Below are 22,630 nucleotides of genomic sequence, written 5' to 3' on the forward strand. Positions count from 1 at the left end.
CAGCCCACCCCGCCCGGGGACTGACGGCACGGGCGCGAAGCGGGTCCGTGCCACCGCGGTTCAAGGGTCCGCGGGGCGTTCGCCAAATGAGCACCGGCCCCGGATAAGGCCCCGGGCGAGGGGCACCTAGAGTCGGAGAGAACGCCGGAGGCAGTGGTTCGATCGTGGCCGCATCCGGCCGCGACCCGCACCCGGCGGCTCCCGGAACCGAACTAACCAGGGAACCGGCCGCGCAGAGCGAATCGGTGGAAAACGGACGAAGACCTGCGGATCATCACGTACGGTGGGGCGAATCGTGAGCACATCCGAGTTCATGCACACCGATCGGGGAGCACAGTACTCGATGGAACGAACGACGTCGATCGCGCCCGAGGCGCAGGGCGGCCTCAGCCGGGCGCCCGAAGAGAAGGACGGCCAGGGCCTGGCCGTCGGGCACCACGTGTTCGAGCTGCCGCGGGTGACCGCGCTGCTCCTGCACGCGCTCCCGCGCTTCGTGGAGGGCGTGATCGCACCGGTGGCGGTGTTCTACACCGCGCTGGTGCTCCTCGGGTTGAACGGCGCGCTGGTAGCCGCCGTCGCCTGGGTCTACGGCGGCATCATCTACCGGTACGTGAGCAAGCGGCCGGTGTCGGGCCTGCTGCTGCTGGCCGCGGTCGGCGTGACCGTCCGCGCGGGCCTGGCGGCGGCCACCCACAGCGCGGTCATCTACTTCCTGCAGCCGACGCTCGGCACGCTCTGCGTGAGCCTGGCGTTCCTCGCCTCGGTGCCGCTCGGCAGGCCGCTGGCCATGAAGCTGGCCAAGGACATGGCGCCGATCCCCGACGCCTTCTACAAGCACGACCGGGTGCACCGGTTCTTCCTGAAGATCTCGCTGCTGTGGTCGGGGGTGCTGCTGGTGAACGTCGGCGTCAGCCTCTGGATGCTGTTCAACGAGTCGATCAGCATGTACCTGTGGATCCGCACCGGCATCGTCGCCGGGCTGGGCGTGATCGGCATCGCCGTCTCGGTCTGGGGGTTCAAGCGCGTCGTGCGCCACATCAACCGCGAGCCCGCCTCCGCCGGGACGGCCGCCTGAGCGCCGGGACGGCCGTCTGAGCGGCGGGTCCCCGTCGAACGCCCCGAACTTCCCCGAGGTCCGGGGCGTCTCCATGTGTAGGTAGATTCACCGTACACGGGGTGAATTCGACGGGTTTGGGGGATTTGTGGCGATCAAGGGTCGTGCGGGGATCGTGCTGGCCGGCGGTACGGGCGCGGTGGCGATGCTCGTGACCGGCTGCGGCGCCGGCGGCGCGGGCAAGCTGGCCTCGGGCGGGTCGGACACCGAGGTGACGATCACCCCCGCGGACGGGACCGCCCAGGTCAAGCCGGACGGCGCCATCGAGGTGAAGACCTCGGACGGCAAGCTGCAGAACGTGACCGTCCAGGGCGAGGGCGCCACCATCACCGGGGCGTTCGGCGACGGCCACCGGACGTGGCGCTCCACCCGCACGCTGACGCCCGGGACGTCCTACACCGTCACCGCGCAGGCCCGCGACGACGGCGAGGTCCGGACGGTGACGAGCGCGTTCACCACGCTCAAGCCGGCCAAGACGCTGTCGATCGTCGATGTGACCCCGAACGTGAAGGGGGAGAAGGTCGGCGTCGGCATGCCGATCTTCGTCAGGTTCGACCGCCCGGTCACCGACAAGGCGGCCGTGGAGCGGACGCTGCGCGTCACTCCGGACAAGCCCGTCGAGGGCGCCTGGCGGTGGGTCGCGCCCGACCAGGCCGTCTACCGGACGAAGACGTACTGGCAGCCGCACCAGACCGTCCGCTTCCACGCTTCGCTGGCCGGGGTCGACGCGGGCGGCGGCGTGTACGGGGCCAAGGACGCCCAGGCGACGATCGGCATCGGCGCCGCGCAGATCACCACCGGCGACCTCGGCGAGCACAGGATGACCGTCACGCGGGACGGCGAGAAGCTGCGGACGATCCCGTTCAGCGCCGGCAACGGGCAGACCCGGGAGTACACCACCACCAGCGGCGTCCACCTACTGATGGAGAAGGGCAACCCCGTCACGATGATCTCGCCCGGCCGCAAGGAGGGCGACCCCGGCTACTACAAGACGGTCGTCAACTACGCGGTCCGCTTCTCCAACAGCGGCGAGTACGTCCACTCGGCGCCGTGGTCGGTCGGCTCGCAGGGGTCGGCGAACGTCAGCCACGGCTGCATCAACGTCAGCCCGTCCAACGCGAAGTGGTTCTACGACACCATGCAGCGCGGCGACGTCATCAAGCTGACCGGGTCCGACCGCGAGGTCGAGTGGGACAACGGCTGGAGCTTCTGGCAGATGTCCTTCGCCAAGTGGAGCCAGGGCAGCGCCCTCCGCTAGGAGGCCCGCGGCGGCGCCGCCCGCGCGGCGCCGCGCCGCCCTTGCAACGCTTTGATCTCGGACCCCGGCCAAAACCCCGGGTCATGGCATGATCGACGGATTTTGTCGCTAATGTCTCTGGGATAGACGGCGGGGTATCGGGAGGTCGTGGTGCAGCGGAGGGTTTCCGCAGGGGTCCGGGCTGGCGCGGGGATGGCGGGGGTCGTGCTCCTCCTCACGACCGCCTGCAGCGGGGGCGGCGAGAAGGACGCCGGCGTGACCGTCGGGGAGAAGGCCGACGCGAGCGTCCCGGACGTGACGATCAACCCGGGCAACGGCAATACCAAGGCCGCGCCAGAGGACGGCGTCGTCGTCACGGCCGCGGGCGGCACGCTCGAGCAGGTCACCGTGCTCCTCAAGGGCAAGCCGGTGGCCGGCGAGATGGCCGCCGACAAGACGAAGTGGAAGTCGCGGACGCTGCGTCCGGGCGCCAAGTACCAGGTCACCGCGGTCGCCAAGAGCCCCGAGGGCAAGTCGACCACGGTCAACGCCACGTTCGCGACGCTGAAGGCCGCGGCCAGGCTGGAGATCGCCGACGTCACGCCGAGCAGCAACGAGAAGGTCGGCGTCGGCATGCCGATCCAGGTCGTGTTCAACCGCGCGGTCGCCGACAAGAAGGCCGTGGAGCAGGCGCTGGAGGTCAAGTCCACCAAGCCCAACGTCGGGGCGTGGTACTGGATGAACGACACCACGGTCGTCTTCCGCACGAAGAACGGCCAGTACTGGCAGCCCAACCAGAAGGTCATGCTGCGGGCGAGGCTGGCCGGGGTGAAGTCGGGCAAGCGGACCTACGGCATGGCCGACTTCAAGCGCACGTTCCGCATCGGCGACTCGCACATCACCCATATCAGCACCAAGAGCAAGAAGGCCGTCGTCAAGAAGAACGGCAAGACGGTCCGCAGCTGGCCCATCAGCGCGGGCCGCGGCGGCCGCGTGGTCAACGGCGTCGACACCTTCCTCACGACCAGCGGCGTCCACCTGACCATGGGCAAGGAGAATCCGGCGATCATGACGTCGGAGTGGATGGGCGTCGATCCGAAGGACAAGGCGAACGGCGGCTACAAGGAGGTCATCCCGTTCGCGGTGCGGATCTCCAACAGCGGCGAGTACGTCCACTCGATGGCCTCGACCATCTGGGCGCAGGGCCGCCAGAACGTCAGCCACGGCTGCGTCAACTCCCCGCCCAAGGACGCCCAGTGGTTCTACAACTTCTCCTACCGCGGCGACCCGGTGGTCATCACCGGCAGCAAGCGCGGCCTGGACTGGAACAACGGGTGGAGCTACTACGAGATGTCGTGGAAGCGGTGGGTCAAGGGCGGCGCCCTCGACCGCACCGTCTCCACCGCGTGACGCCCGGGAACTGACACCGGGGCGCCGACACCGGGGCGCCGACGCCGGGCGGGTGTTCGGCGGGCCCGCGATCGGGAAGGGGCCGGGACACGGCCGGCGACGATCGGGGGCCCGGTGAACGAGTCCGCGCGACCACTGCGACTTCGCCGCCGCGTCCGGCGCGGGGCCCACCGGGTCCTGCGCCGCGCGGCGCTCTGGACGCTGCGCCCGCTGCGGTGGCGGCGCCTCGTCCCGCCGCCCGGCGGCCGTCCGCGCGTCCGCGTGCTGCTGCAGAACGCGCACGGGACGGGCGGCACGATCCGCACGGTGCTCAACCTGTGCGGGCACCTGGCCCGCGACCACGACGTCGAGATCGTCAGCGTGCTGCGCCGGAGCCGCAGGCCGTTCTTCCCGGTGCCCGCAGGGGTCGCGGTGACCTATGCCGACGACGGCCTCGCCCGCCCGAACCGGGCGGCCCGCCTCCTCGCCCGCCTGCCGAGCCTGCTGACCCCGGTCGACGAGGCGTCGTTCCGGCACATGACCCTGTGGACGGACGTCCGCCTCCTCCGCGCCCTCTACGGCGCGCCGGCGGACGTGCTCATCGGGACCCGGCCCTCCCTCGTCCTGCTGGCCGCCGAACTCGGCCCGCGCGGCGTCGCGACGATCGGGCAGGACCACATGGACCTCGGCTCCTACCGGCCCGCGCTCCGCCGGGAGGTCGTCCGCGCCTACCGGCGGCTCACCGCCCTCGCCGTGCTCACCGAGGCCGCCCGCGCCGACTACGCGCGGGCGCTGGCCGGCTCGGGCGTCCGCATCGCCCGGATCCCGAACGCGGCGCCGCCGCTTCCCGAGCCGCCGTCCCGCCGCGAGCACAGGGTCGTGCTCGCGGCCGGACGGCTCGTCCGCACCAAGGGCTTCGACCTGCTCCTGCGCGCCTACGCGCCGATCGCCGCCGAGCACCCCGGCTGGACCCTGCGCATCTTCGGCTCCGGGGTGCGCCGCGACCGGCTCCGCGCGATGATCGCCGACCTCGGCCTCACCGGCCGGGTCGAGCTGCGCGGCCGGACCCCCGACCTGCCGGCCGAGATGCGGCGCGCCTCGCTCTACGTCCTCTCCTCGCGCCGGGAGGGCATGCCGATGGTCGTCATCGAGGCGATGGGCATGGGCCTGCCGGTCGTGGCGTTCGACTGCCCGCACGGCCCCGCCGAGCTGATCACCCCCGGCGAGGACGGCCTGCTCGTCCCGGCCGGCGACGTCGACGCCCTCACCGCGGCGCTCCGCAAGCTGATCGAGGACCCCGGCCTGCGCGACCGGCTCGGCGAGCGGGCCCTGCGGTCGGTGCGCCGGCATGACATCGCCCACATCGGGCCCCGCTGGTCGGGCCTCATCGCGTCCGTCCTCCCCGGCGGGCGGGGCGATCGGGCCGGACCGTCGCGGCGACCCTGATTCGACCCGCCGGGAGGGCACGCGATACTGGCGGTGTGAGTGAGGAGCCCCGCTCCGGCGCCGAGCGCGCCCGGCTCGTCCTGCCGGAGCTGAAGCTGGACGATCTGCTGGCCGAGCTGCAGTCCCGGCTGGACGCGGCCCGGTCGACGCGCGACCGCGTGCACGCGCTGCTGGAGGCCGTGGTCTCCATCGGCGGCGAGCTGGATCTGGCGACGGTGCTGCGGCGCATCGTCGAGGCCGCCACCACCCTCGTGGACGCCCGCTACGGCGCCCTCGGCGTGATCGGGGAGGAGGGCGAGCGGCTCGTCCGGTTCGTCACGACCGGGGTGAGCGACGAGGAGATCGAGGCGATCGGGCACTGGCCGCACGGCGAGGGCATCCTCGGCCTGCTGATCCGGGAGCCGCACGCGCTGCGGCTGGCGGACCTCGCCGAGCATCCCGCCTCGTCCGGCTTCCCGGCGAACCATCCGCCGATGCGGACGTTCCTGGGGGTGCCGATCCGGGTGCGGGACGAGGTGTTCGGCAACCTCTACCTCACCGAGAAGGCCGGCGGCGGCCCCTTCGAGGAGGAGGACGAGGTCGTGGTGACCGCGCTGGCCACGGCCGCCGGCGTCGCGATCGAGAACGCCCGGCTGTACGAGGAGACGCGGCGCCGGGAGCGCTGGCTGGAGGCGTCCGCCGAGATCTCCACCGCGCTGCTGTCGGGCACCGACACCCACGACGTCATCGACCTCGTCGCCCGCCGGGCCAGGGAGATCGCCGACGCGCGGCTGAGCAGCGTCACGCTGGTGGACGAGACGGGCCGCGCGGCCGTGCTGGAGGCGGCGGACGGCGAGGGCGCCCACCGCCTGCGGGGCAAGCGGCTCGAGCTGGAGCGCTCGGTGTCGGGGCGGGTGTTCGCCGAGGGGGCGGCGCTGCGGCTGGCCGACGGCTCGGCGGCGGTGGCGGAGGCCGGCGCGCCGGCGGGCGTGCCGGTCGGGCCGCTGCTGGTGGTGCCGCTCGGCACCGGCCCGTCCGCGCGCGGCACGATCACCGTGATCAACCCGCCGGGCGGCGCGCTGTTCTCCGACGGGACGCGGCGCCTGCTGGAGGCGTTCGCCGGGCAGGCGGCGGTCGCGCTGGAGCTGGCCGACCGGCGCCGCGACACCGAGCGGCTGGCGCTGCTGGAGGACCGCGACCGCATCGCCAAGGACCTGCACGACACCGTCATCCAGCGGCTGTTCGCGACCGCGATGACGCTGATGGCCGCCATCAAGATCACGCAGAAGCGGGAGGTCGCGACGCGGGTGCAGCGGGCGGTGGACGACCTGGACGACACCATCCGGCAGATCCGCTCCACCATCTTCGCGCTGCAGGCGCCGCCGGACGAGGAGTCGCTGCGCAGCCGCGTGCACGCGCTGGTCGACGCCGCCGCCGAGCGGCTCGGCTTCGCGCCGTCGGTGCGGCTCGCCGGGCTGCTGGACACCGCGGTCGACGACGCGGCCGGCGAGCAGCTCCTCGCGGTCGTCCAGGAGGCGCTGTCGAACGTGGCGAGGCACGCCCGCGCCGGCGAGGCCGCCATCGTCATCGACGTCGGCGACGACGACCTCACGCTCCGGGTCGAGGACGACGGCGTCGGCATCCCCGAGGGCGGCCGCCGCAGCGGCCTGCGCAACATGCGCGAGCGCGCCGAGGACCTCGGCGGCTCCTTCAGCACCCGGGCCCGCCCGGGCGGCGGCACGATCCTGGTGTGGCGCGTCCCGCTCAAGGAGGTCTAGCCGCCCGGCCGGGTCAGCCGCGTTCGAGGAGGCCGCGGACGTAGGCGGCCTGGCCGGCGTGCTGCAGGTCGTCGGAGATCACGCTGATCAGCCGCACGGCGAGCGTGACCGGCGGGTCCCACGCGCGGTCGACGATGCGCTCCAGGTCGCGGTCGGTCAGCCCGGACACGTACTTCACCGTCCGGGCGTGGACGGCGTCGTGGTAGCCGGTCAGCAGGTCCGCCGAATCCACCTGGACCGCCGCGACGTCGTCGGGCGTGTGCCCGTACCCGGTGTCGTAGGGGTCGAACGGCAGGCCGAACCGGTCGGCCCAGCCGTCCTCGGTCCACGCCTGCGCGGTGCTGGCGGCGTCCGCGACGTGGTCGTCCTGGATGCGGGTGAGGTGCCAGACGAGCCACGCGATCGAGTTGGCCCCCTCGACCGGCTGGTAGGCGAGCTGCCGGGCGGCGAGCCCGCCGGCCGCGCCGTGGACGACCTCCCGGATCCTGCCGAACCCGTCGGTGAGCAATTGCGCACTGGTCATTGGAAGGACGCTACCCCGATCGGGCCGAATCTCTCAGCCCGGGCGCGGCCCGTTCGCCGACGGGCATCCGGGAGGGCAGCCGGACGGTGACGACGAGCCCGCCGCCGGGGCGCGGCGCCGCCGTCACCGTGCCGCCGTGCGCGGTCGCCGTCGCCCGGACGATCGACAGCCCGAGCCCGGAGCCGCGGTCGGAGCGCATCCGGTCGTTGCCGAGCCGCCGGAACGGCTCGAAGATCGTCTCGACCTCGTAGCCGGGGACGGCGGGCCCGGTGTTGGCGATCTCCAGCTCGGCCCATCCGTCCCGGCCGCGGGTGGTGAGCGACAGCCCGCCGCCGTCGTGGTTGTGCCGGATCGCGTTCTCGACGAGGTTCTGCACGAGCCGCTCCACGAGCACCGGGTCGCCGGAGGTGGGCGCCGGGCCGAGCCGCCGGTCGGTGCCCACGCCGTGCTCGCGCGCCTCGGGCGCGGACTGCACCAGGACGTGCGCCGCCACGTCCGCGAGGTCGAGCGGCGCCGCGTCCACCACGACGTCCTCGGTGCCCGCGAGGGTGAGGAGCCCGTCGATGAGCCGCTCGTGCCGGCCGTTCACCACCAGCAGCGACTCGCCGAGCCGCTTGACGTCGTCGGTGGCGTCCGGGCGGCGCACCGCCACGTCCACGAGCGTCCGGTTGATGGCGAGCGGGGTGCGCAGCTCGTGCGAGGCGTTCGCCACGAACCGCCGCTGCCCGTCGAACGCCCGCGCCAGCCGGCCGAGCATGGTGTCGAAGGTGTCGGCCAGCTCCTTCACGTCGTCGCGCGGCCCGTCGTAGGAGATGCGCTCGGTGAGGTCGTGGCTGCGCGCCACCCGCCGCGCCGTCTCGGTGATCGTGTGGACGGGCCGCAGCGCCCGGTCGGCGAGCAGCCAGCCGAAACCGAGCCCCGCCGCGGCCACCAGCCCGAGCGCGACGCCGCCCTGGGTGAGCAGCGCGTTCAGCGTCTCCCGCTGGTAGTTCTCCCGCTCCTTGGTCAGCACCCCCTCCACCCGCCGGACGGTGGTCTCGGGGGGCCGCCCGTCGGGCGGCGGCGTGAGCGACCACTCCGCGGGGCCGCCGGCGAAGACCTGGTTCACATCGACCGGGTCGGCGGTCCTCGGCAGGTTGTTCTGCAGGAGCAGGTAGGTCAGCCCCAGCAGGACGATCCCGGCGCAGAGGAACAGGCCGGTGTAGAGCAGCGTGAGCCGCATCCGGATCGTCGGCCGCAGCCGCTCGCCGAGGTGCGTCATGGGATCCGGTACCCCGCTCCCGGGACGGTCTCGATGACCGGGGGATCGCCGAGCCTGCGGCGCAGCTTCATCAGCGTCACCCGGACGGTGTTGGTGAACGGGTCGGTGTGCTCGTCCCACACCTTCTCCAGCAGCCGCTCGGCGGACACGATCGTCCCCTCCGCGCGCAGCAGTTCGGCGAGCAGCCCGAACTCCTTGCGCGCCAGGTGCACGTACCGGCCGTCCCGGTACACCTCGCGGCGGGCCGGGTCGAGCCGGATCCCGGCGCGCTCCAGCGCCGGCGGCGCCGCCGGGCGGGCCCGCCGGGCGAGCGCCTGCACCCGCGCCACCAGCTCCTCGAACGCGAACGGCTTGGTCAGGTAGTCGTCCGCGCCGAGCCGCAGCCCGTCGACCCGCGCCGGGACGGTGACGGCGGCGGTGAGCATCAGCACCCGGACGAGCGCCCCGGACTCCACGACCGCGCGGCACACGTCGTCGCCGTGCACCACGGGCAGGTCCCGGTCCAGGACGAGCACGTCGTAGTCGTTGACGCCGAGGCGCTCGAGCGCGGCGTCCCCGTCGTAGACCACGTCCACGGCGAGGGCCTCGGCCCGCAGCCCCTCGGCGATCGAGTCGGCGAGCATCCGCTCGTCCTCGGCGATCAGTACCCGCACGTCCGCCGCCCCCTTGTCCCGCGCCGCCGTTCCCGCCGGGACCAGCTTGGGGGAGCGGGCGTAACGCCGGCATAACCCGATCCGGTTACGCCGGGGTTACCGGGCAGCCGCTGGACTTGCGGTCGCCGCCGGCGGACCGTCCGGCGGAACCGATCGAGGAGACCGACCGATGCGACGACAGACGCTCGGGGTGCTGGTACTCGTCCCGGCCCTCGCCTTCGGGCTGCAGGCGTGCGGGGGCGCGGGCGGCACCGCCAAGGCGGCCGGTGACGACCAGAAGCTGCGCGAGTTCGCCCAGTGCATGCGGGAGAACGGGGTGGACATGCCGGACCCCAAGGACGGCAGGGTCGAGATCCGCGCGTCCGGCAAGCCCGGCGAGGGAGGCGTCCCGAAGAACGGTGGCGAGGTCGAGGCGGCGCAGAAGAAGTGCGCGCACCTGATGCCGAACGGCGGCAAGCCGCGCAAGCCCAAGCCGGAGGACCTGGCCAGGATGCGCGCGTTCTCCACGTGCATGCGCGACCACGGCGTCAGCGAGTTCCCCGACCCGAAGCCCGACGGCACGATGCGGCTCAAAGCCGGTCCCGGCACCGGCATAGACCCGGAGAGTGCGGAGTTCAAGGCCGCGCAGAAGGCGTGCGGCAGGCTCCAGCCGGGCGGGACGGGCCCGTCCGGCGAGAAGGGCGAGGACTAGTGGCCAGAAGGCGCACCATCGTGCTGGGCGCGGCCGGGGTGGTCGTGGCCGGCGGCGCCGGTCTCGCGACCGCCGGCCTCGGCGGCGGCGGCGACCCCGCCGCCGCGCACGGCACGCTGCCGCCGGCGACGGCGCCGATCGAGCGGACGACCCTCGTCGAGACCCAGGACGTCGACGGGACGCTCGGCTACGGCGACACGCACACCGTCACCGGCGCGGGGCACGGCACCCTCACCTGGCTCGCCGGGCCCGGAACGGTGATCTCCAGGGGCCGGCCGGTGTACCGGGTGGACGACAGGCCGGTGCCGCTGCTGTACGGGAAGCTGCCGCTCTACCGGCCGCTCTCCCAGGGGACGGAAGGAGCCGACGTCGAACAGTTCGAACGCAACCTGCGGGCGCTGGGCTACACCGGGTTCACCGTGGACGACACCTACAGCGCCGCCACGGTCGCGGCGGTGAAACGCTGGCAGGACGACCTCGGCGTGGACGAGACCGGCCGGATCGAGCCGGGTGCGGCCGTCGTCGCGTCCGGCCGGATCAGGGTCGCCGAGCGGAAGGCCCACGTCGGCGACCGGATCGGCGGCCCCGTCCTCACCTGCACCGGCACGACCCGCGTTGTGAGCGTCGAGCTGGACGTGCAGTACCAGCGGCTCGTCAAGAAGGGCGCCGGCGTGGAGGTCGAGCTGCCGTCCGGCGACACCGTCAAGGGCGAGGTCGCCTCAGTCGGGAAGGTCGCGAAGGAGGGCAGGGAAGGCGAGCCGTCGACCGTCGAGATCGAGATCTCGGTCGAGTCGCAGAAGTCGCTCGGCTCCTACGACAAGGCGCCCGTCAAGGTGAGCTTCACCGCGAACCGGCACCGCGGCGTCCTCGCCGTGCCGATCGGCGCGCTGCTCGCCCAGGGCGACGGCGGCTACGCCGTCCAGGTCGTCGAGAACGGACGGGTCCGCACGGTCCCGGTGGAAACCGGCGTGTTCGCCGAAGGCGAGGTCGAGATCACGGGATCCGGCCTGAAGGAAGGCATGAAAGTCGGGGTGCCCTCATGACGGCCGTCGTGGAGTTGCGCGAGGTCACCAAGACCTATCCGGGCGGGGTCACGGCGCTGGACGGGGTGTCGCTGGCCGTCGAGGAGTGCGAGCTGGTCGCGATCGTCGGGCCGTCCGGGTCCGGGAAGTCGACGATGCTGCACCTGCTCGGCACGCTCGACCTGCCGAGCGCCGGGACCGTCATGGTCGAGGGCACGGACGTGTCGCGGCTGCCGGACCGGCGGCTGTCGGCGCTGCGCGCCCGCCGGATCGGGTTCGTCTTCCAGCAGTTCCACCTCGCGGCCGGCGTCAGCGCGCTGGACAACGTCGCGGACGGCCTGCTCTACGGGGGCGTGCCGCTCGCGCAGCGGCGCCGCCGGGCCCGCCGCGCGCTGGAGCGGGTCGGGCTCGGGCACCGCCTCGGCCACCGGCCGCACCAGCTGTCCGGCGGGGAGCGGCAGCGGGTGGCGATCGCCCGCGCGGTCGTCGGCGAGCCCGCGCTGCTGCTGGCGGACGAGCCGACCGGCGCGCTGGACTCGGCGTCCGGCGCGGGCGTCCTGGACCTGCTGCGGGAGCTGTCCGCCGGCGGCACGACCGTCGTGCTGATCACGCACGACCGGGACATCGCCGCGCTGCTGCCCCGCCAGGTGCGGATGCGCGACGGCCGGATCGTCCACGACGACACGCGGATGGAGGCCGCACGGTGACCGCGACGACCCCGCCCCGGCTCGGCCCGGGGGACGTGCTGCGCGTCGGCGCCGCCGGGCTGCGGTCCCGCCCGATGCGGGTGTTCCTGTCCGCGCTCGGCATCGCGATCGGGATCGCCGCGATGATCGGCGTGGTCGGCATCTCCACGTCCAGCCGCGCGCAGCTCCAGGCCACCCTCGACCGGCTCGGCACCAACCTCCTCACGGTCGGGCCCGGCAAGGACTTCTTCGGCGCGGACTCCGACCTGCCGGACGAGTCGGTCGGCATGGTGGCGCGGATGCCGGACGTCGAGTCGGCGTCGGCCACCGGCAGGCTGGACGACACCAGCGTCTACCGCAACGACCACATCCCGGAGGGGCAGAACGGCGGCATCGCCGTCCTCGCCGCCCGCCTCGACCTCCCGGAGACCGTCGGCCTCAGCATGGCCGCCGGCACCTGGCTCAATGTGGGCACGGCGAGATACCCGGCCGTCGTGCTCGGGGCGGACACGGCCGACCGGCTCGGCGTGGCGGCGCCGAACGTCCAGGTGTGGCTCGGCGCGCAGTGGTTCACCGTCGTCGGCGTCCTCGAACCGAACGAGCTGGTCCCGGAGATGGACTCCACCGCCCTCGTCGGCTGGGACGCCGCCGTCGCCCACCTCGGCTTCGACGGCCACCCCACCACCATCTACACCCGCGCCCGCGAGGACGCGGTGGAGACGGTCCGGAACCTGCTCGCCGCCACCGCGAACCCGCAGGCCCCGACCGAGGTGGAGGTCAGCCGCCCGTCCGACGCGCTCGCCGCGCGGAACGCCACCGACGAGGCGTTCACCGGCCTGCTCCTCGGCCTCGGCGGCGTCGCGCTGCTGGTCGGCGGCGTCGGTGTCGCCAACACGATGGTGATCTCCGTCCTGGAGCGCCGCGCGGAGATCGGGCTGCGCCGCTCCCTCGGCGCGACCCGCGGCCAGATCCGCCTGCAGTTCCTCACCGAGTCGCAGCTCCTGGCGGCGCTCGGCGGCGTCGGCGGCGTGGCCATCGGCATCGTCGTCACCGCCGTGTTCGCGGTGACGCAGGGCTGGCCGACCGTCGTCCCGGTATGGGCGATGGCCGGCGGGATCCTCGCCACCCTGCTCATCGGCGCTGTCGCGGGCCTCTACCCGGCCATCCGCGCGGCCCGCCTCGCCCCCACCGAGGCCCTGGCCGCCCCGTGATCACAGGAAGTCGCTGATCTGCGCGAGCCAGCGCGTGTAGTAGAGGCCGGTCAGCCCGTCGGGGATGAGCCGGGCCACGAATGAGGGCAGCCGGTTGAGGTCCTCGCTGCCGGCATGCCGGGCGACGATCCCCGCCTTGCGCGAGCGCTTCCGCTCGTACTCGCGCAAGGCGGCGGGGATGTCGCCCGGCATCCGGCGCAGGACGGCCGCCAGCATCCACGCGTCCTCCAGCGCCTGGTTGGCGCCCTGCGCGCGGGTCGGCGGCATCGAGTGCGCCGAGTCGCCGGCGAGCGTGACGCGCCCGTTTCCCCACCTTCTCGGCACCCGGTGCCGGTAGTGCGGAAACAGCTCCACGTCGGCCTCCCGCACCGCCGCCAGCACCTCGGGCACGGGCGCACACCAGTGCCCGAACCGCCGCCGGATCTCGGAGAGGGGCTCGGTGAGCGGCGGGTCGTCCGGCGACCAGGGCATGTCGAACCACCACTGCAGGAGCCCTTCCCCGGCGGGCATCAGCCCGACGCTCCCGGCCCGGCCGGCGATCATCAGCCCGGTGCGCGAGGACACCGCGTCGATCGGTATCGGCCCGAGCCCCTGCCACGTGCCCCACCCGGTCGGCTCGCCCGGATCGCCGCCCCACAGGTGGTCGCGGACCACCGAGCGCCGCCCGTCCGCCCCGACCACCAGATCGGCCTCGGCGGACGATCCGTCCGCGAACCCGACCCGCACCGTCTCACCCTCCTGGAAGACACCGGTGCAGGCGCGGCCGAACTCGACGACCCCGTCCGGCAGGGCGGCCGCGAGCCGTTCCAGCAGGCGCCTGCGCGGCAGGCAGATGTGCGGGTGCCCGTGCACCCGCGCCGCCCGCGCGACGTCGATGCTGACCAGGCGCCGCCCGTCCTCGGCCAGCTGCTCCAGGACGTCGATGGGGGCGCCGACCCCGTCCAGCGACACGCCGAGATCGCGCAGGACGCCGGTCCCGTTGCTCCACAGCGTCACCGCCGCCCCGCCGGTGCGCGGCTCGTCCGCCGCCTCGGCGACGCGCACCTCGTGCCCGTCCGCCAGCAGCGCCGCCGCCGCGGCCAGCCCCCCGACCCCCGCACCGATCACCAGTACCCGCATGACGCCTCCCGCCGCTCGTTATCACTACGATGATAGTACTAACCGGTTAGTGATAATCTGGCGGGGTGCCTCCACCGCAGAACCTGGAGCGCCGCCGCGCCATCGCCGACGCCGCGATCGAGGTGCTGGGACGGGCCGGGATCCACGGCCTGAGCCACCGCTCGGTGGACGAGCGGACCGGCCTCCCGCCGGGCACGGCCTCCAACTACTTCCGCAGCAGGGACGCCCTGCTCCAGGCGGCCGCCGACCGCGTGATCGAACTGCACAAGCAGGACATGACGGCCGCGACAGGCGGAACCGCGACCCCCGCCGACCGGGAGACCCTCATCGAACTGGTCGCGCTGTCGCTCCACTACTCGGCCACCGAGCAGCGCACCCGCTACCTGGCCGTCTACGAACTGACCCTGGAGGCGACCCGCCGCCCCCACCTGCGCGAGGCACTGGCCCAACTGGAAGAGCCCACCCTCGACTTCACCGTCCGGATGCACCGCGATCTAGGGCTGGAAACCTCCCGCGACCAGGTACGAGCGCTGATCACCCTCTACGGCGCAAGCCTGTTCGGCCTGGTGACCCGCCCGACCGGAACGGTCACCCTGGAAGAGGCCCGCACCCTCACCCGGGCCATGGTGAACGGCGCGCTGGACCCGGCGGGACATGCCGGAAGCCCGCCCCCGGGTGCCCAGGGACGGGCTTCAGTGCGGGAACGGCGTCAGGAGCGGACGCCGTAGAGGTGCTCCAGGGCGAGCTGGTCGAGGTGTTCGAAGGCGGTGCGGCGGGCGCCGAGGGCGTCGGCGTCGGCGGTGGCGCTGCGGACGGCGCGCCAGTCCTCGCCCTCGGCGAGGGTGGGCTGGGCGAGTTCGTCCAGCTTGGCCTGGCGCAGGGCGTCCTGGACGTCGGGGTCGGCGCGGAACGCGCGGACCTTGTCGCGCAGGATCAGCCAGTTGCGCATGCAGGCCGCGGCCGACTCCCACACGCCCTCGTCGTCCTCGGTGCGCGGCGGCTTGAAGTCGAAGTGGATCGGGCCGCTGTAGTCGCTGTTCTCGATGAGGTCGACGACCCAGAACGCGCCGCGCGTGTTCCCGGCGCCGAAGCGGAGGTCCTGGTCGTAGCGGGGACCGGTCTGCCCGTTCAGGTCGATGTGGAAGAGCTTGCCCTGCCACAGCGCCTGGGCGAGGCCGTGCGCGTAGTTGAGCCCGGCCATCTCCTCGTGCCCGACCTCGGGGTTCAGGCCGACCCTGTCGGCGTGCTCCAGGGTCTGGATGAAGGCGAGGGCGTGGCCGATGGTGGGGAGCAGGATGTCGCCGCGCGGCTCGTTCGGCTTCGGCTCGATCGCGAAGCGCAGGTCGTAGCCCTGGTCGGCGACGTAGGCGCCGAGGACGTCGAACGCCTCCTTGTAGCGGTCCAGTGCCGCCCGGACGTCCTTCGCGGCGCCCGACTCGGCGCCCTCGCGGCCGCCCCAGCACACATAGGTCTTGGCGCCGAGCTCGGCGGCGAGGTCGAGGTTGTCCATGACCTTGCGGAGCGCGAACCGGCGGACGTCGCGGTCGTTGGCGGTGAACGCGCCGTCCTTGAAGATCGGGTGGCCGAACAGGTTCGTGGTGGCGGTGGTGACGACGAGGCCGGTCTCGTCGAGGGCCTTGCGGAACGCGTCGATCTTCTCCTGCCGCTCGCCGGGCGAGGCGTCGAAGTCGAACACGTCGTTGTCGTGGAAGTTCACGCCGTAGGCGCCGATCTCGGCGAGCTTGCGGACGGCGCGGTCGGCGGGCATCGGCGGGCGGGTGCCGGGGCCGAACACGTCGACGCCCTGCCAGCCGACGGTCCAGATGCCGAACGAGAACCGGTCCTCGGGCGTCGGTGCGTAGTCGGTCATGGGAAACCTCCTCAGATCTCCGGGGCGGCGTCGCGCAGCGCGGCGTAGCGCGCCCGGACGTCCGCCGCGGTGCGGTCGCTGGTGTGTTCGGTGGCCGGCGGCGCGGGCCACGCGGGCGGTTCCGGCGTCCCCGCGAGCGCCCAGGCCGCCTGCCGGGCCGCGCCGAGCGCGACGTACTCGGCGGGCTCGGGCACGGTCACCGGCGTCCCGAGGATCGCGGGGGCCAGGGCGCGGACGGCCTCGGAGCGGGCGCCGCCGCCGATCAGCAGGGTGCGGCGGGGCCGGACGCCCTGCGCGGCGAGGTGGTCGACCGCGTCGGCGAGCGAGCACAGCAGCGCCTCCACCGCCGCCCGCGCCACGTTCTCGCGGGTCGCGTTCGCGGTGGTCAGGCCGGCGAGGACGCCGGACGCGTCGGGGCGGTCGGGGGTGCGCTCGCCGTCCAGGTAGGGGAGCAGGGTCACGCCGCCGGCGCCGGGTTCGGCGGCGAGGGCGAGCGCGGACAGCTCCGCCAGCGTGGCGCCGGTCATGGCGGCGGCGGCGGACAGGATCCGGGCGGCGTTCAGCGTGGCGACGAGGGGCAGGAACCGGCCGGTCGCGTCGGCGAACCCGGCGACCAGGCCGGAGGCGTCGGCGGCGGGCTCGTCCGCGACCGCGAACGCCGTCCCGGACGTGCCGATCGACACCACGACGTCGCCCGGCCGCAGCCCGAGGCCGAGCGCGGCGCCCATGTTGTCGCCCGTCCCGGCGCCGAGCGCCGCGCCCCAGGACGTCTCGCCGACCTTCTCGCCGGGCGCGGCGACGCGCGGCGTCGCGGCGTCGCGGCCGAGCGCGGCGCGCAGCAGGTCGGGCAGGTACGCGCCGGCGGCGGGGGACCAGTAGCCGGTGCCGGACGCGTCGCCCCGGTCGGTGACCGGCTCGGACGCGCCGAGCCGCAGCGTCAGCCAGTCGTGCGGGAGCATCACCCGCTCGGTGCGGCGCGCGTTGGCGGGCTCGTTCTCGGCCATCCACCGCAGCTTGGTCACGGTGAACGAGGCGACCGGGACGCTGCCGGTCCGCTCCGCCCACGCCTTCGCGCCGCCGAGTTCCTCGACGAGCGCGCGGGCCTGCGGAGCCGACCGGGTGTCGTTCCACAGCAGCGCGGGCCGGACGACCTCGCCCGTGCCGTCGAGCGCGACCATGCCGTGCTGCTGGGCGGCGACGGCGACCGCGTCGGCCCGCTCCAGCAGCTCCCGGGCGTGCGAGAGCGCGCTCCACCAGTGGTCGGGGTGGCATTCGGTGCCGTCCGGATGCGGTGCGGACGCCTCCGCGACCACGGTGCCGTCCGCAGCGCGGCACAGGACGACCTTCGTCGACTGCGTCGAGGAGTCGACGCCCGCGACCAGGCTCTCGGCCATCCCGTCCCCTTTCGTAAAGAGCTTGGACTAATTAACCTAGCAGAGGGCCGCCGCCCTGCCTATAGTCGCGTTTCATTTAGGGTTGATCCATGACAAAGTCCGCGAACGCCCCCGTCCGGCACGCGACGATGCGCGAGCGGAACCTCGCCGTCGTCCTGGAGCACGTGGCCCTCCACCAGCCCGTGACCAGAGCGCGGCTCGCGGAGCTGACCGGCTTCACCAAGACGACCGTGTCCAACCTCGTCGCCCTGCTGGAGGGCGCCGGGCTGGTCCGGGACGGCGCGCCCGTCCACGAGGGGGAGCGCGGGCGTCCCGGCGTCGGCGTGTCCCTGCACGGCGACGGCGCCGCCGGGCTCGGCCTCGAGGTGAACGTGGACTACCTGGCCGCCTGCGTCCTCGACCTCGCCAAGCAGGTCCGCTACCGGCACGTGATCAGCTCCGGCAACCGCGGCCGCGAGCCCGGCGCCGTCCTCGCCGCGCTGTCCGCGCTCGCCGCCGAGGCGGTCGCCGCCGCCGCCGCGCAGGGCCTCACCGTCGCCGGTGCCGCGGTCGCCCTGCCCGGCCTGCTCGACCGCGAGAACGGGGTGGTGCGGCACGCCCCGAACCTCGGCTGGACCGACGTCCCCGTCACCGGCGCGCCCGGCCTCGCGACGGCGCTGCCGGCCGAGTACGACAACGAGGCCAACCTCGCCGCGCTCGGCGAACTGTGGTTCGGCGGCGGCGCCCGCTTCGGCGACTTCGTGCACGTGTCCGGCGAGATCGGGATCGGCGCCGGCATCGTCGTGGACGGGCGGGTGTTCCGCGGCGCGCACGGCTTCGCCGGCGAGCTCGGGCATCTGGTCGCCGACCCGGCCGGGCCGCCCTGCTCGTGCGGCGGGCGCGGCTGCCTGGAGCAGATCGCCGGCCAGGAGGCGGTCCTGCGCGCGGCCGGGCTGCCCGCGACGCGGCCGGCCGGCGGGCCGGAGGGCTCGGTCGGCCGGCTCGTGGAGCGGCTCACCGCCGGCGACGCGGCCGCGCTGGAGGCGGTGGCCCGCGCCGGCCGCGCGCTCGGCGGCGCGCTCGCCTCGGTCGTCAACCTGATCGACCCCGACACGATCGTGCTCGGCGGCGTGTTCTCCCCGCTGTCGCCATGGGTGCGGCCGCCGCTCCAGGACGTCCTCGCGAACGGCTCCGGCGCGCTGCGGCGCGGCGTTCCGCCGGTCGAGGTCTCCGGGCTCGCCGAGGGCGCCGCCGTCCTCGGCGCCGCCGGCCTCGTCGTGGAGCGCGTGATAGCCGACCCCGCCCTCCTGCTCTGAACAACCGTTCACCTGCGGCGTGTTGTTGTTATCAGGCGGGCGATAACAACAACACGCCGCAGGTCAACGAAGCGGGGTGTACTCGAACCAGGCGAAGTCGGCGTGGTTCGTGCTCGCCCGGCCGCCGGACGTCGCGTAGAGGCCGATGTAGGTGCCGGTGAAGCCGCCCGCGACCTGGCTGGTGAGGATGTCGCCGTCCACGGGATCGCCGAGCGGCGTCCAGACGCCCGGCTCCACGCTGCAGGTCGCCTGGTACCAGCGGCCGTGCGCCTCGAAGCCCAGCCCGACCGGCCCTGAAACGGCCGGTCCTCGCGCGAGGACCGTTTCGATGCCCTGCTCGCGCTTGACGAGGCGCAGCCCCATGCTCGTCGACACCAGCAGGACGTGGAAGTCGCCGTTCTGGACGAGCGCGAGCCCCGCCGACTCGTCGTCGGCGGGAGCGAAGTCCAGCGCGGTGAAGGCGGCGAAGTCGTGGTGCTGCTGCCGCCGCCCGACGAACGACGGGTTGCCGGGGTCGGCGAGGCTCTCCGGGCGGACGCGCAGCCGCAGGTGCCCGGGACGTTCGGCCAGGCTCCACCACCGTTCCCGCGGTGTCCGCAGCATGTTCCAGGCCGGGTCCAGCTCGGGCCCGTCGAACTGGTCGCAGACCGGGGCCGCCGGCCACGGGTGCGGCGGGAGCGCGGGCACCGGGTGGCTCGCCTCCAGCCGGCCGGCGGTGACCGGCCACCCGTCCTCCCAGCCGACCGGCGCCAGGAACGTCTCCCGGCCGAGGGCGCACCGGTCGCCGTGGTGCGGGCGCATCGCGAGCAGCACCGTCCACCATTCGCCGCCCGGCGTCTCCACCAGGTCGGCGTGCCCGGCGCCGACGATGGGATGGCCGGCGCCGAGGTTGCGGTTGGTCAGGATCGGGTTGCGGGGATTCCCCTCGTACGGGCCGGTCACCGCGTCGGCGCGCGCGACCATCACGGCGTGGTCCAGGGCGGTGCCGCCCTCGGCGGTGAGCAGGTAGTACCGCCCGCCGGCCTTGTAGAGGTGGGAGCCCTCCGACCAGATCGCGCCCTTGAGCGCCCCGTCCCAGATCACGTGCTCCTCGCCGGTCAGCGCGAGCGCCGCCGGGTCGAACTCGCGCAGCCAGATCTCGGTGTGCCCCTCGTACCGGCCGGTCGGCCGGGTGCCGGTGCACCAGGCGCGGCCGTCGTCGTCGAAGAACAGGGACGGGTCGATGCCCTCGCCGTCCAGCCGGTGCGCCTGCGACCACGGGCCGGCCGGGTCGGAGGCGGTCATCACGAAGTGGCCGGACCACTCGGCCCCGTCCACGAGCGTGCAGACGAGGTAGAAGGTGCCGTCGTGGTGGCGGAGCGTCGGCGCGTAGAGGCCGCCGGACGCCGGGACGCCGTCCAGCGGGAGCTGCTCCGGCCGGTCGAGCGCGTGCCCGATCCGCCGCCAGTGCACCAGGTCGCGGCTGTGGAACACCGGCAGGCCGGGGAACCACTCGAACGTCGACGTCATCAGGTAGTAGTCGTCGCCGGTGCGGCAGATCGACGGATCGGGGTGGAAGCCCGGCAGCACGGGGTTGCCGAACATGCCGGACGCGGGGCCGCCGGGCAGGGTCAAAGCGGCGTCACCTCCACCGGCACGGTGAGGACGCGGTCCGTGCCGAGTTCCCGGACCGGGCCCTCCAGCGTGAAGGATCCCGCCAGCGGCAGGTCGGCGCTCGACCGCCCGACCGCGACCTCCACCACGCCGGGCTCGACGATGCGGCGCAGGTCCGGCCCGGTGAAGGAGGTCCGGTCGGCGTGCACCTGGAACGCGACGCGGGCCGCCGCGCCCGGCTCCAGCCGGACCCGGGCCCACCCGGCGAGCCAGCGCGCCGGCCGCACCACGGACGCGACCGGGTCCGACAGGTACAGCTGCGCGACCTCGGTGCCCGCCCGGTCGCCGGTGTTGCGGACGACCGCGCTGACCGTGACCGTGCCGTCGGTGGCGGCGCGCTCGCCGACCTCCAGGTCCCCGTACTCGAACGTCGTCCAGGTCAGGCCGTGGCCGAACGGGTAGAGCGGGACGGGGTCGACCGTGCTCCAGTCGTGCCCGCCGTCCATCGGCGCCCGCAGGTAGGTGACGGGCGGGCCGGACGCGCGGCGCGGCACACTGATCGGCATCCGCCCGGACGGGTCGACCCGCCCGGCGAGGACGCCCGCGACCGCGCGTCCGCCCTCCTCCCCGGGGAAGAACGCCTGCACCACGGCGGCGGCCCGGTCGGCGATGCCCTCGATCGCGTACGGCCGGCCGGTGAGCATCACGATGACCGTGGGCGTGCCGGTGTCCAGGACGGCGTGGGCGAGCTCCGCCTGCCGTCCGGGCAGCGCGAGCGTCTCGACGTCGCAGCCCTCGCCGGAGGTGCCGCGGCCGAAGAGCCCGGCCCGGTCGCCGAGCACGAGCACGCACACCTCGGCGTCCCGGGCCGCCGCGGCGGCGGCCTCGATGTCGGCGTCGTCGGCGACGAGCACGTCCTTGGAGCCCGCCACCCGGACGCCGGGCAGCTCATCGCGCAGCGCGTCCGCCACGGCGGGGATGTCCACGCCGAGCGGCAGCTCGGGATGCTGGCGGCCGACGTGGCTCGGGAACGTGTAGCAGCCCATCATCCCGAACGGGTCCTCCGCGAGCGGCCCCGTCACCACGACACCGTCGCCGGAGCGCAGCGGCAGCACGCCGTCGTTGGCCAGCAGGACGACCGACTCCTCGGCCAGCCGCCGCGCGAGCGCCCGGTGCGCGGGCGGGTCGAAGTCCAGTGCCGCGCCGTCCCCGTCCGCGGCCTGCTGCCGGGGCACGCCGTCCAGGAGGCCGAGCTCGGCCTTCATCGCCAGCACCCGCCCGGCGGCCCGGTCCAGCAGCTCCTCCGGGACCGCGCCGGAGCGGACCAGCTCCAGCAGCGGCTCGCCGTAGCAGCGGACGGTCGGCAGCTCCACGTCGATCCCGGCGTGCAGCGCGAGGGCGCCGGCCTCGCCCCGCGACCCGGCCACCCGGTGCCGCGTCTCCAGGAACGAGATGCCGAAGTAGTCGGCCACGACGAGCCCGGTGAAGCCCAGCTCGTCGCGCAGCAGCCCGGTCAGCAGCCGCTCGTCGGCGGCGGCCGGCATGCCGTCCACGTCGGTGTAGGAGTGCATGACCGAGCGGGCGCCGCCGTCGCGCAGCGCCATGACGAACGGTTCGAGGATGATGTCGGCGAACTCGCGCGGCCCGATCGGGGTCGGCGCCATGTTCCGGCCCGCGCGGGAGGCGGAGTAGCCGGCGAAGTGCTTCAGCGTCGTGACGATGCCGGACCGTTCCATGGCTCTCACATAGGCCGTGCCGAGGACCCCGACGAGATACGGGTCCTCGCCGATGCACTCCTCCGTCCGGCCCCAGCGGGCGTCGCGTACGACGTCCAGCACCGGCGCGAGACCCTGGTGGACGCCGGCCGCCCGCATCGAGGACCCGATCGCGGCGGCCATCTCGCCGACCAGGTCGGCGTCGAAGGTGGCGCCCCACGCCGGCGGGCTCGGGAAGACGGTGGCGCCCCACGTCATGAAGCCGTTGAGGCACTCCTCGTGCGCGATCGCGGGGATGCCGAACCGGTTGCCGGCGGCGACCAGGCTCTGCAGCTCGCGCAGCCGGGCGGCGCCCTCGGCGGCCGGGACGGGCGAGGTCCCGAACACGCGGGTGAGCTGGCCGAGGCCGCGCTCGATGACCTCGTCCAGGGACGGGGCGGTCTCGTTCGAGTCGTCCTCCATCGGGGCCACGGGCTCGCCCGGCTCGGCGGGCATCGCCCAGAAGCCGGCGAGCTGCCCCGCCTTCTCCTCCGGCGTCATCCGGGCCAGCAGGTCGGCGACCCGCTCGGCGACCGGCGACCCGGGGTCCTGCCAGGGCTCGCGGGTCGCGCTCGCGGCCGGGACGGCTTCGGTCATCGTTCCTCCGTGTGGACC

19 protein-coding genes are annotated in these 22,630 nt (G+C 74.1%); 11 read left to right on the forward strand and 8 right to left on the reverse strand.

Annotated elements, in window-relative coordinates; all coding sequences use genetic code 11:
• Window positions 1–295 precede the first annotated feature (295 nt).
• From E1284_RS23730 to E1284_RS23750, 5 genes are all read left to right on the forward strand, one after another.
• Complete coding sequence (locus tag E1284_RS23730) at window positions 296–1,075, forward strand: VC0807 family protein (protein ID WP_243714699.1); 780 nt, start codon at window positions 296–298, stop codon at window positions 1,073–1,075.
• Between the two features lie 127 nt (window positions 1,076–1,202).
• Window positions 1,203–2,372 (forward strand): L,D-transpeptidase, encoded by a 1,170-nt coding sequence (locus E1284_RS23735; RefSeq protein WP_131942338.1) that lies wholly within the window; start codon window positions 1,203–1,205, stop codon window positions 2,370–2,372.
• Between the two features lie 204 nt (window positions 2,373–2,576).
• Window positions 2,577–3,761, forward strand: coding sequence for a L,D-transpeptidase (locus tag E1284_RS23740; protein WP_243714700.1), 1,185 nt, complete (start codon window positions 2,577–2,579; stop codon window positions 3,759–3,761).
• 114 nt (window positions 3,762–3,875) lie between these two features.
• Window positions 3,876–5,186, forward strand: coding sequence for a glycosyltransferase family 4 protein (locus E1284_RS23745; protein WP_243714701.1), 1,311 nt, complete (start codon window positions 3,876–3,878; stop codon window positions 5,184–5,186).
• A gap of 35 nt (window positions 5,187–5,221) precedes the next feature.
• Window positions 5,222–6,943 (forward strand): sensor histidine kinase, encoded by a 1,722-nt coding sequence (locus tag E1284_RS23750; RefSeq protein ID WP_131942341.1) that lies wholly within the window; start codon window positions 5,222–5,224, stop codon window positions 6,941–6,943.
• Between the two features lie 13 nt (window positions 6,944–6,956).
• On the opposite strand, the gene E1284_RS23755 is transcribed toward E1284_RS23750, so the two are convergent.
• Genes E1284_RS23755 through E1284_RS23765 form a run of 3 tightly spaced genes read right to left on the reverse strand, consistent with a single transcriptional unit; the run spans window position 6,957 to window position 9,380 of the window.
• Window positions 6,957–7,466 (reverse strand): mycothiol transferase, encoded by a 510-nt coding sequence (locus E1284_RS23755; RefSeq protein ID WP_131942342.1) that lies wholly within the window; start codon window positions 7,464–7,466, stop codon window positions 6,957–6,959.
• A gap of 10 nt (window positions 7,467–7,476) precedes the next feature.
• Complete coding sequence (locus E1284_RS23760) at window positions 7,477–8,727, reverse strand: sensor histidine kinase (RefSeq protein ID WP_131942343.1); 1,251 nt, start codon at window positions 8,725–8,727, stop codon at window positions 7,477–7,479.
• Entirely contained in the window at window positions 8,724–9,380 is a 657-nt protein-coding gene (locus E1284_RS23765) for a response regulator transcription factor (RefSeq protein WP_131942344.1), read from the reverse strand. Before E1284_RS23765 ends, E1284_RS23760 begins: the two co-directional genes overlap by 4 nt.
• 169 nt (window positions 9,381–9,549) lie before the next feature.
• On the opposite strand from E1284_RS23765, the gene E1284_RS42590 reads away from it, so the two are divergent.
• The 4 genes from E1284_RS42590 to E1284_RS23780 are packed head-to-tail and all read left to right on the forward strand — an operon-like array spanning window position 9,550 to window position 12,990.
• Window positions 9,550–10,071, forward strand: coding sequence for a hypothetical protein (locus tag E1284_RS42590; RefSeq protein ID WP_207923916.1), 522 nt, complete (start codon window positions 9,550–9,552; stop codon window positions 10,069–10,071).
• Window positions 10,071–11,114: a peptidoglycan-binding protein gene (locus E1284_RS23770; protein WP_243714702.1), complete on the forward strand. Its 1,044-nt coding sequence runs from the start codon at window positions 10,071–10,073 to the stop codon at window positions 11,112–11,114. The genes E1284_RS42590 and E1284_RS23770 overlap by 1 nt, the downstream gene beginning before the upstream one ends.
• Window positions 11,111–11,800, forward strand: a complete 690-nt coding sequence (locus E1284_RS23775; protein WP_131942345.1) for an ABC transporter ATP-binding protein — start codon at window positions 11,111–11,113, stop codon at window positions 11,798–11,800. The genes E1284_RS23770 and E1284_RS23775 overlap by 4 nt, the downstream gene beginning before the upstream one ends.
• Window positions 11,797–12,990: an ABC transporter permease gene (locus E1284_RS23780; protein WP_243714703.1), complete on the forward strand. Its 1,194-nt coding sequence runs from the start codon at window positions 11,797–11,799 to the stop codon at window positions 12,988–12,990. Before E1284_RS23775 ends, E1284_RS23780 begins: the two co-directional genes overlap by 4 nt.
• Here the strand turns inward: E1284_RS23780 and E1284_RS23785 are convergent, their stop codons facing one another.
• The gene (locus E1284_RS23785) at window positions 12,991–14,109 is read right to left on the reverse strand and encodes an FAD-dependent oxidoreductase (RefSeq protein WP_131942346.1); all 1,119 of its coding nucleotides are present in this window, start codon (window positions 14,107–14,109) and stop codon (window positions 12,991–12,993) included.
• 65 nt (window positions 14,110–14,174) lie between these two features.
• Here E1284_RS23785 and E1284_RS23790 point away from each other — a divergent pair, with 65 nt between their 5' ends.
• Window positions 14,175–14,837, forward strand: a complete 663-nt coding sequence (locus E1284_RS23790) for a TetR/AcrR family transcriptional regulator (protein WP_243714704.1) — start codon at window positions 14,175–14,177, stop codon at window positions 14,835–14,837.
• On the opposite strand, the gene xylA is transcribed toward E1284_RS23790, so the two are convergent.
• Together xylA and xylB are read right to left on the reverse strand one after the other, a co-directional pair.
• Window positions 14,819–15,979, reverse strand: coding sequence for a xylose isomerase (gene xylA / locus E1284_RS23795; RefSeq protein WP_131942347.1), 1,161 nt, complete (start codon window positions 15,977–15,979; stop codon window positions 14,819–14,821). The two genes, E1284_RS23790 and xylA, sit on opposite strands and share 19 nt — an antisense overlap.
• Before the next feature lie 11 nt (window positions 15,980–15,990).
• Complete coding sequence (gene xylB, locus E1284_RS23800) at window positions 15,991–17,373, reverse strand: xylulokinase (protein WP_131942348.1); 1,383 nt, start codon at window positions 17,371–17,373, stop codon at window positions 15,991–15,993.
• Window positions 17,374–17,462: 89 nt separating this feature from the next.
• On the opposite strand from xylB, the gene E1284_RS23805 reads away from it, so the two are divergent.
• Window positions 17,463–18,668, forward strand: a complete 1,206-nt coding sequence (locus E1284_RS23805) for an ROK family transcriptional regulator (protein ID WP_131942349.1) — start codon at window positions 17,463–17,465, stop codon at window positions 18,666–18,668.
• Window positions 18,669–18,731: 63 nt separating this feature from the next.
• Here the strand turns inward: E1284_RS23805 and E1284_RS23810 are convergent, their stop codons facing one another.
• Window positions 18,732–20,282, reverse strand: coding sequence for a glycoside hydrolase family 43 protein (locus E1284_RS23810; RefSeq protein WP_243714705.1), 1,551 nt, complete (start codon window positions 20,280–20,282; stop codon window positions 18,732–18,734).
• Complete coding sequence (locus E1284_RS23815) at window positions 20,279–22,612, reverse strand: beta-glucosidase family protein (protein ID WP_131942350.1); 2,334 nt, start codon at window positions 22,610–22,612, stop codon at window positions 20,279–20,281. Before E1284_RS23815 ends, E1284_RS23810 begins: the two co-directional genes overlap by 4 nt.
• Window positions 22,613–22,630 lie beyond the last annotated feature (18 nt).

The organism is Actinomadura bangladeshensis, assembly GCF_004348335.1.
In the GTDB taxonomy this organism is placed as follows: Bacteria; Actinomycetota; Actinomycetes; order Streptosporangiales; family Streptosporangiaceae; genus Spirillospora; species Spirillospora bangladeshensis.

Excerpts from the sequence above, each read along its gene's own strand:
- E1284_RS23805 (WP_131942349.1), top strand. The coding sequence starts at position 17,463 with ATGACAAAGTCCGCGAACGCCCCCGTCCGGCACGCGACGATGCGCGAG.
- E1284_RS23775 (WP_131942345.1), top strand. The coding sequence starts at position 11,111 with ATGACGGCCGTCGTGGAGTTGCGCGAGGTCACCAAGACCTATCCGGGC.
- E1284_RS23815 (WP_131942350.1), bottom strand. The coding sequence starts at position 22,612 with ATGACCGAAGCCGTCCCGGCCGCGAGCGCGACCCGCGAGCCCTGGCAG.
- E1284_RS23755 (WP_131942342.1), bottom strand. The coding sequence starts at position 7,466 with ATGACCAGTGCGCAATTGCTCACCGACGGGTTCGGCAGGATCCGGGAG.
- E1284_RS42590 (WP_207923916.1), top strand. The coding sequence starts at position 9,550 with ATGCGACGACAGACGCTCGGGGTGCTGGTACTCGTCCCGGCCCTCGCC.
- xylA (WP_131942347.1), bottom strand. The coding sequence starts at position 15,979 with ATGACCGACTACGCACCGACGCCCGAGGACCGGTTCTCGTTCGGCATC.
- xylB (WP_131942348.1), bottom strand. The coding sequence starts at position 17,373 with ATGGCCGAGAGCCTGGTCGCGGGCGTCGACTCCTCGACGCAGTCGACG.
- E1284_RS23760 (WP_131942343.1), bottom strand. The coding sequence starts at position 8,727 with ATGACGCACCTCGGCGAGCGGCTGCGGCCGACGATCCGGATGCGGCTC.
- E1284_RS23785 (WP_131942346.1), bottom strand. The coding sequence starts at position 14,109 with ATGCGGGTACTGGTGATCGGTGCGGGGGTCGGGGGGCTGGCCGCGGCG.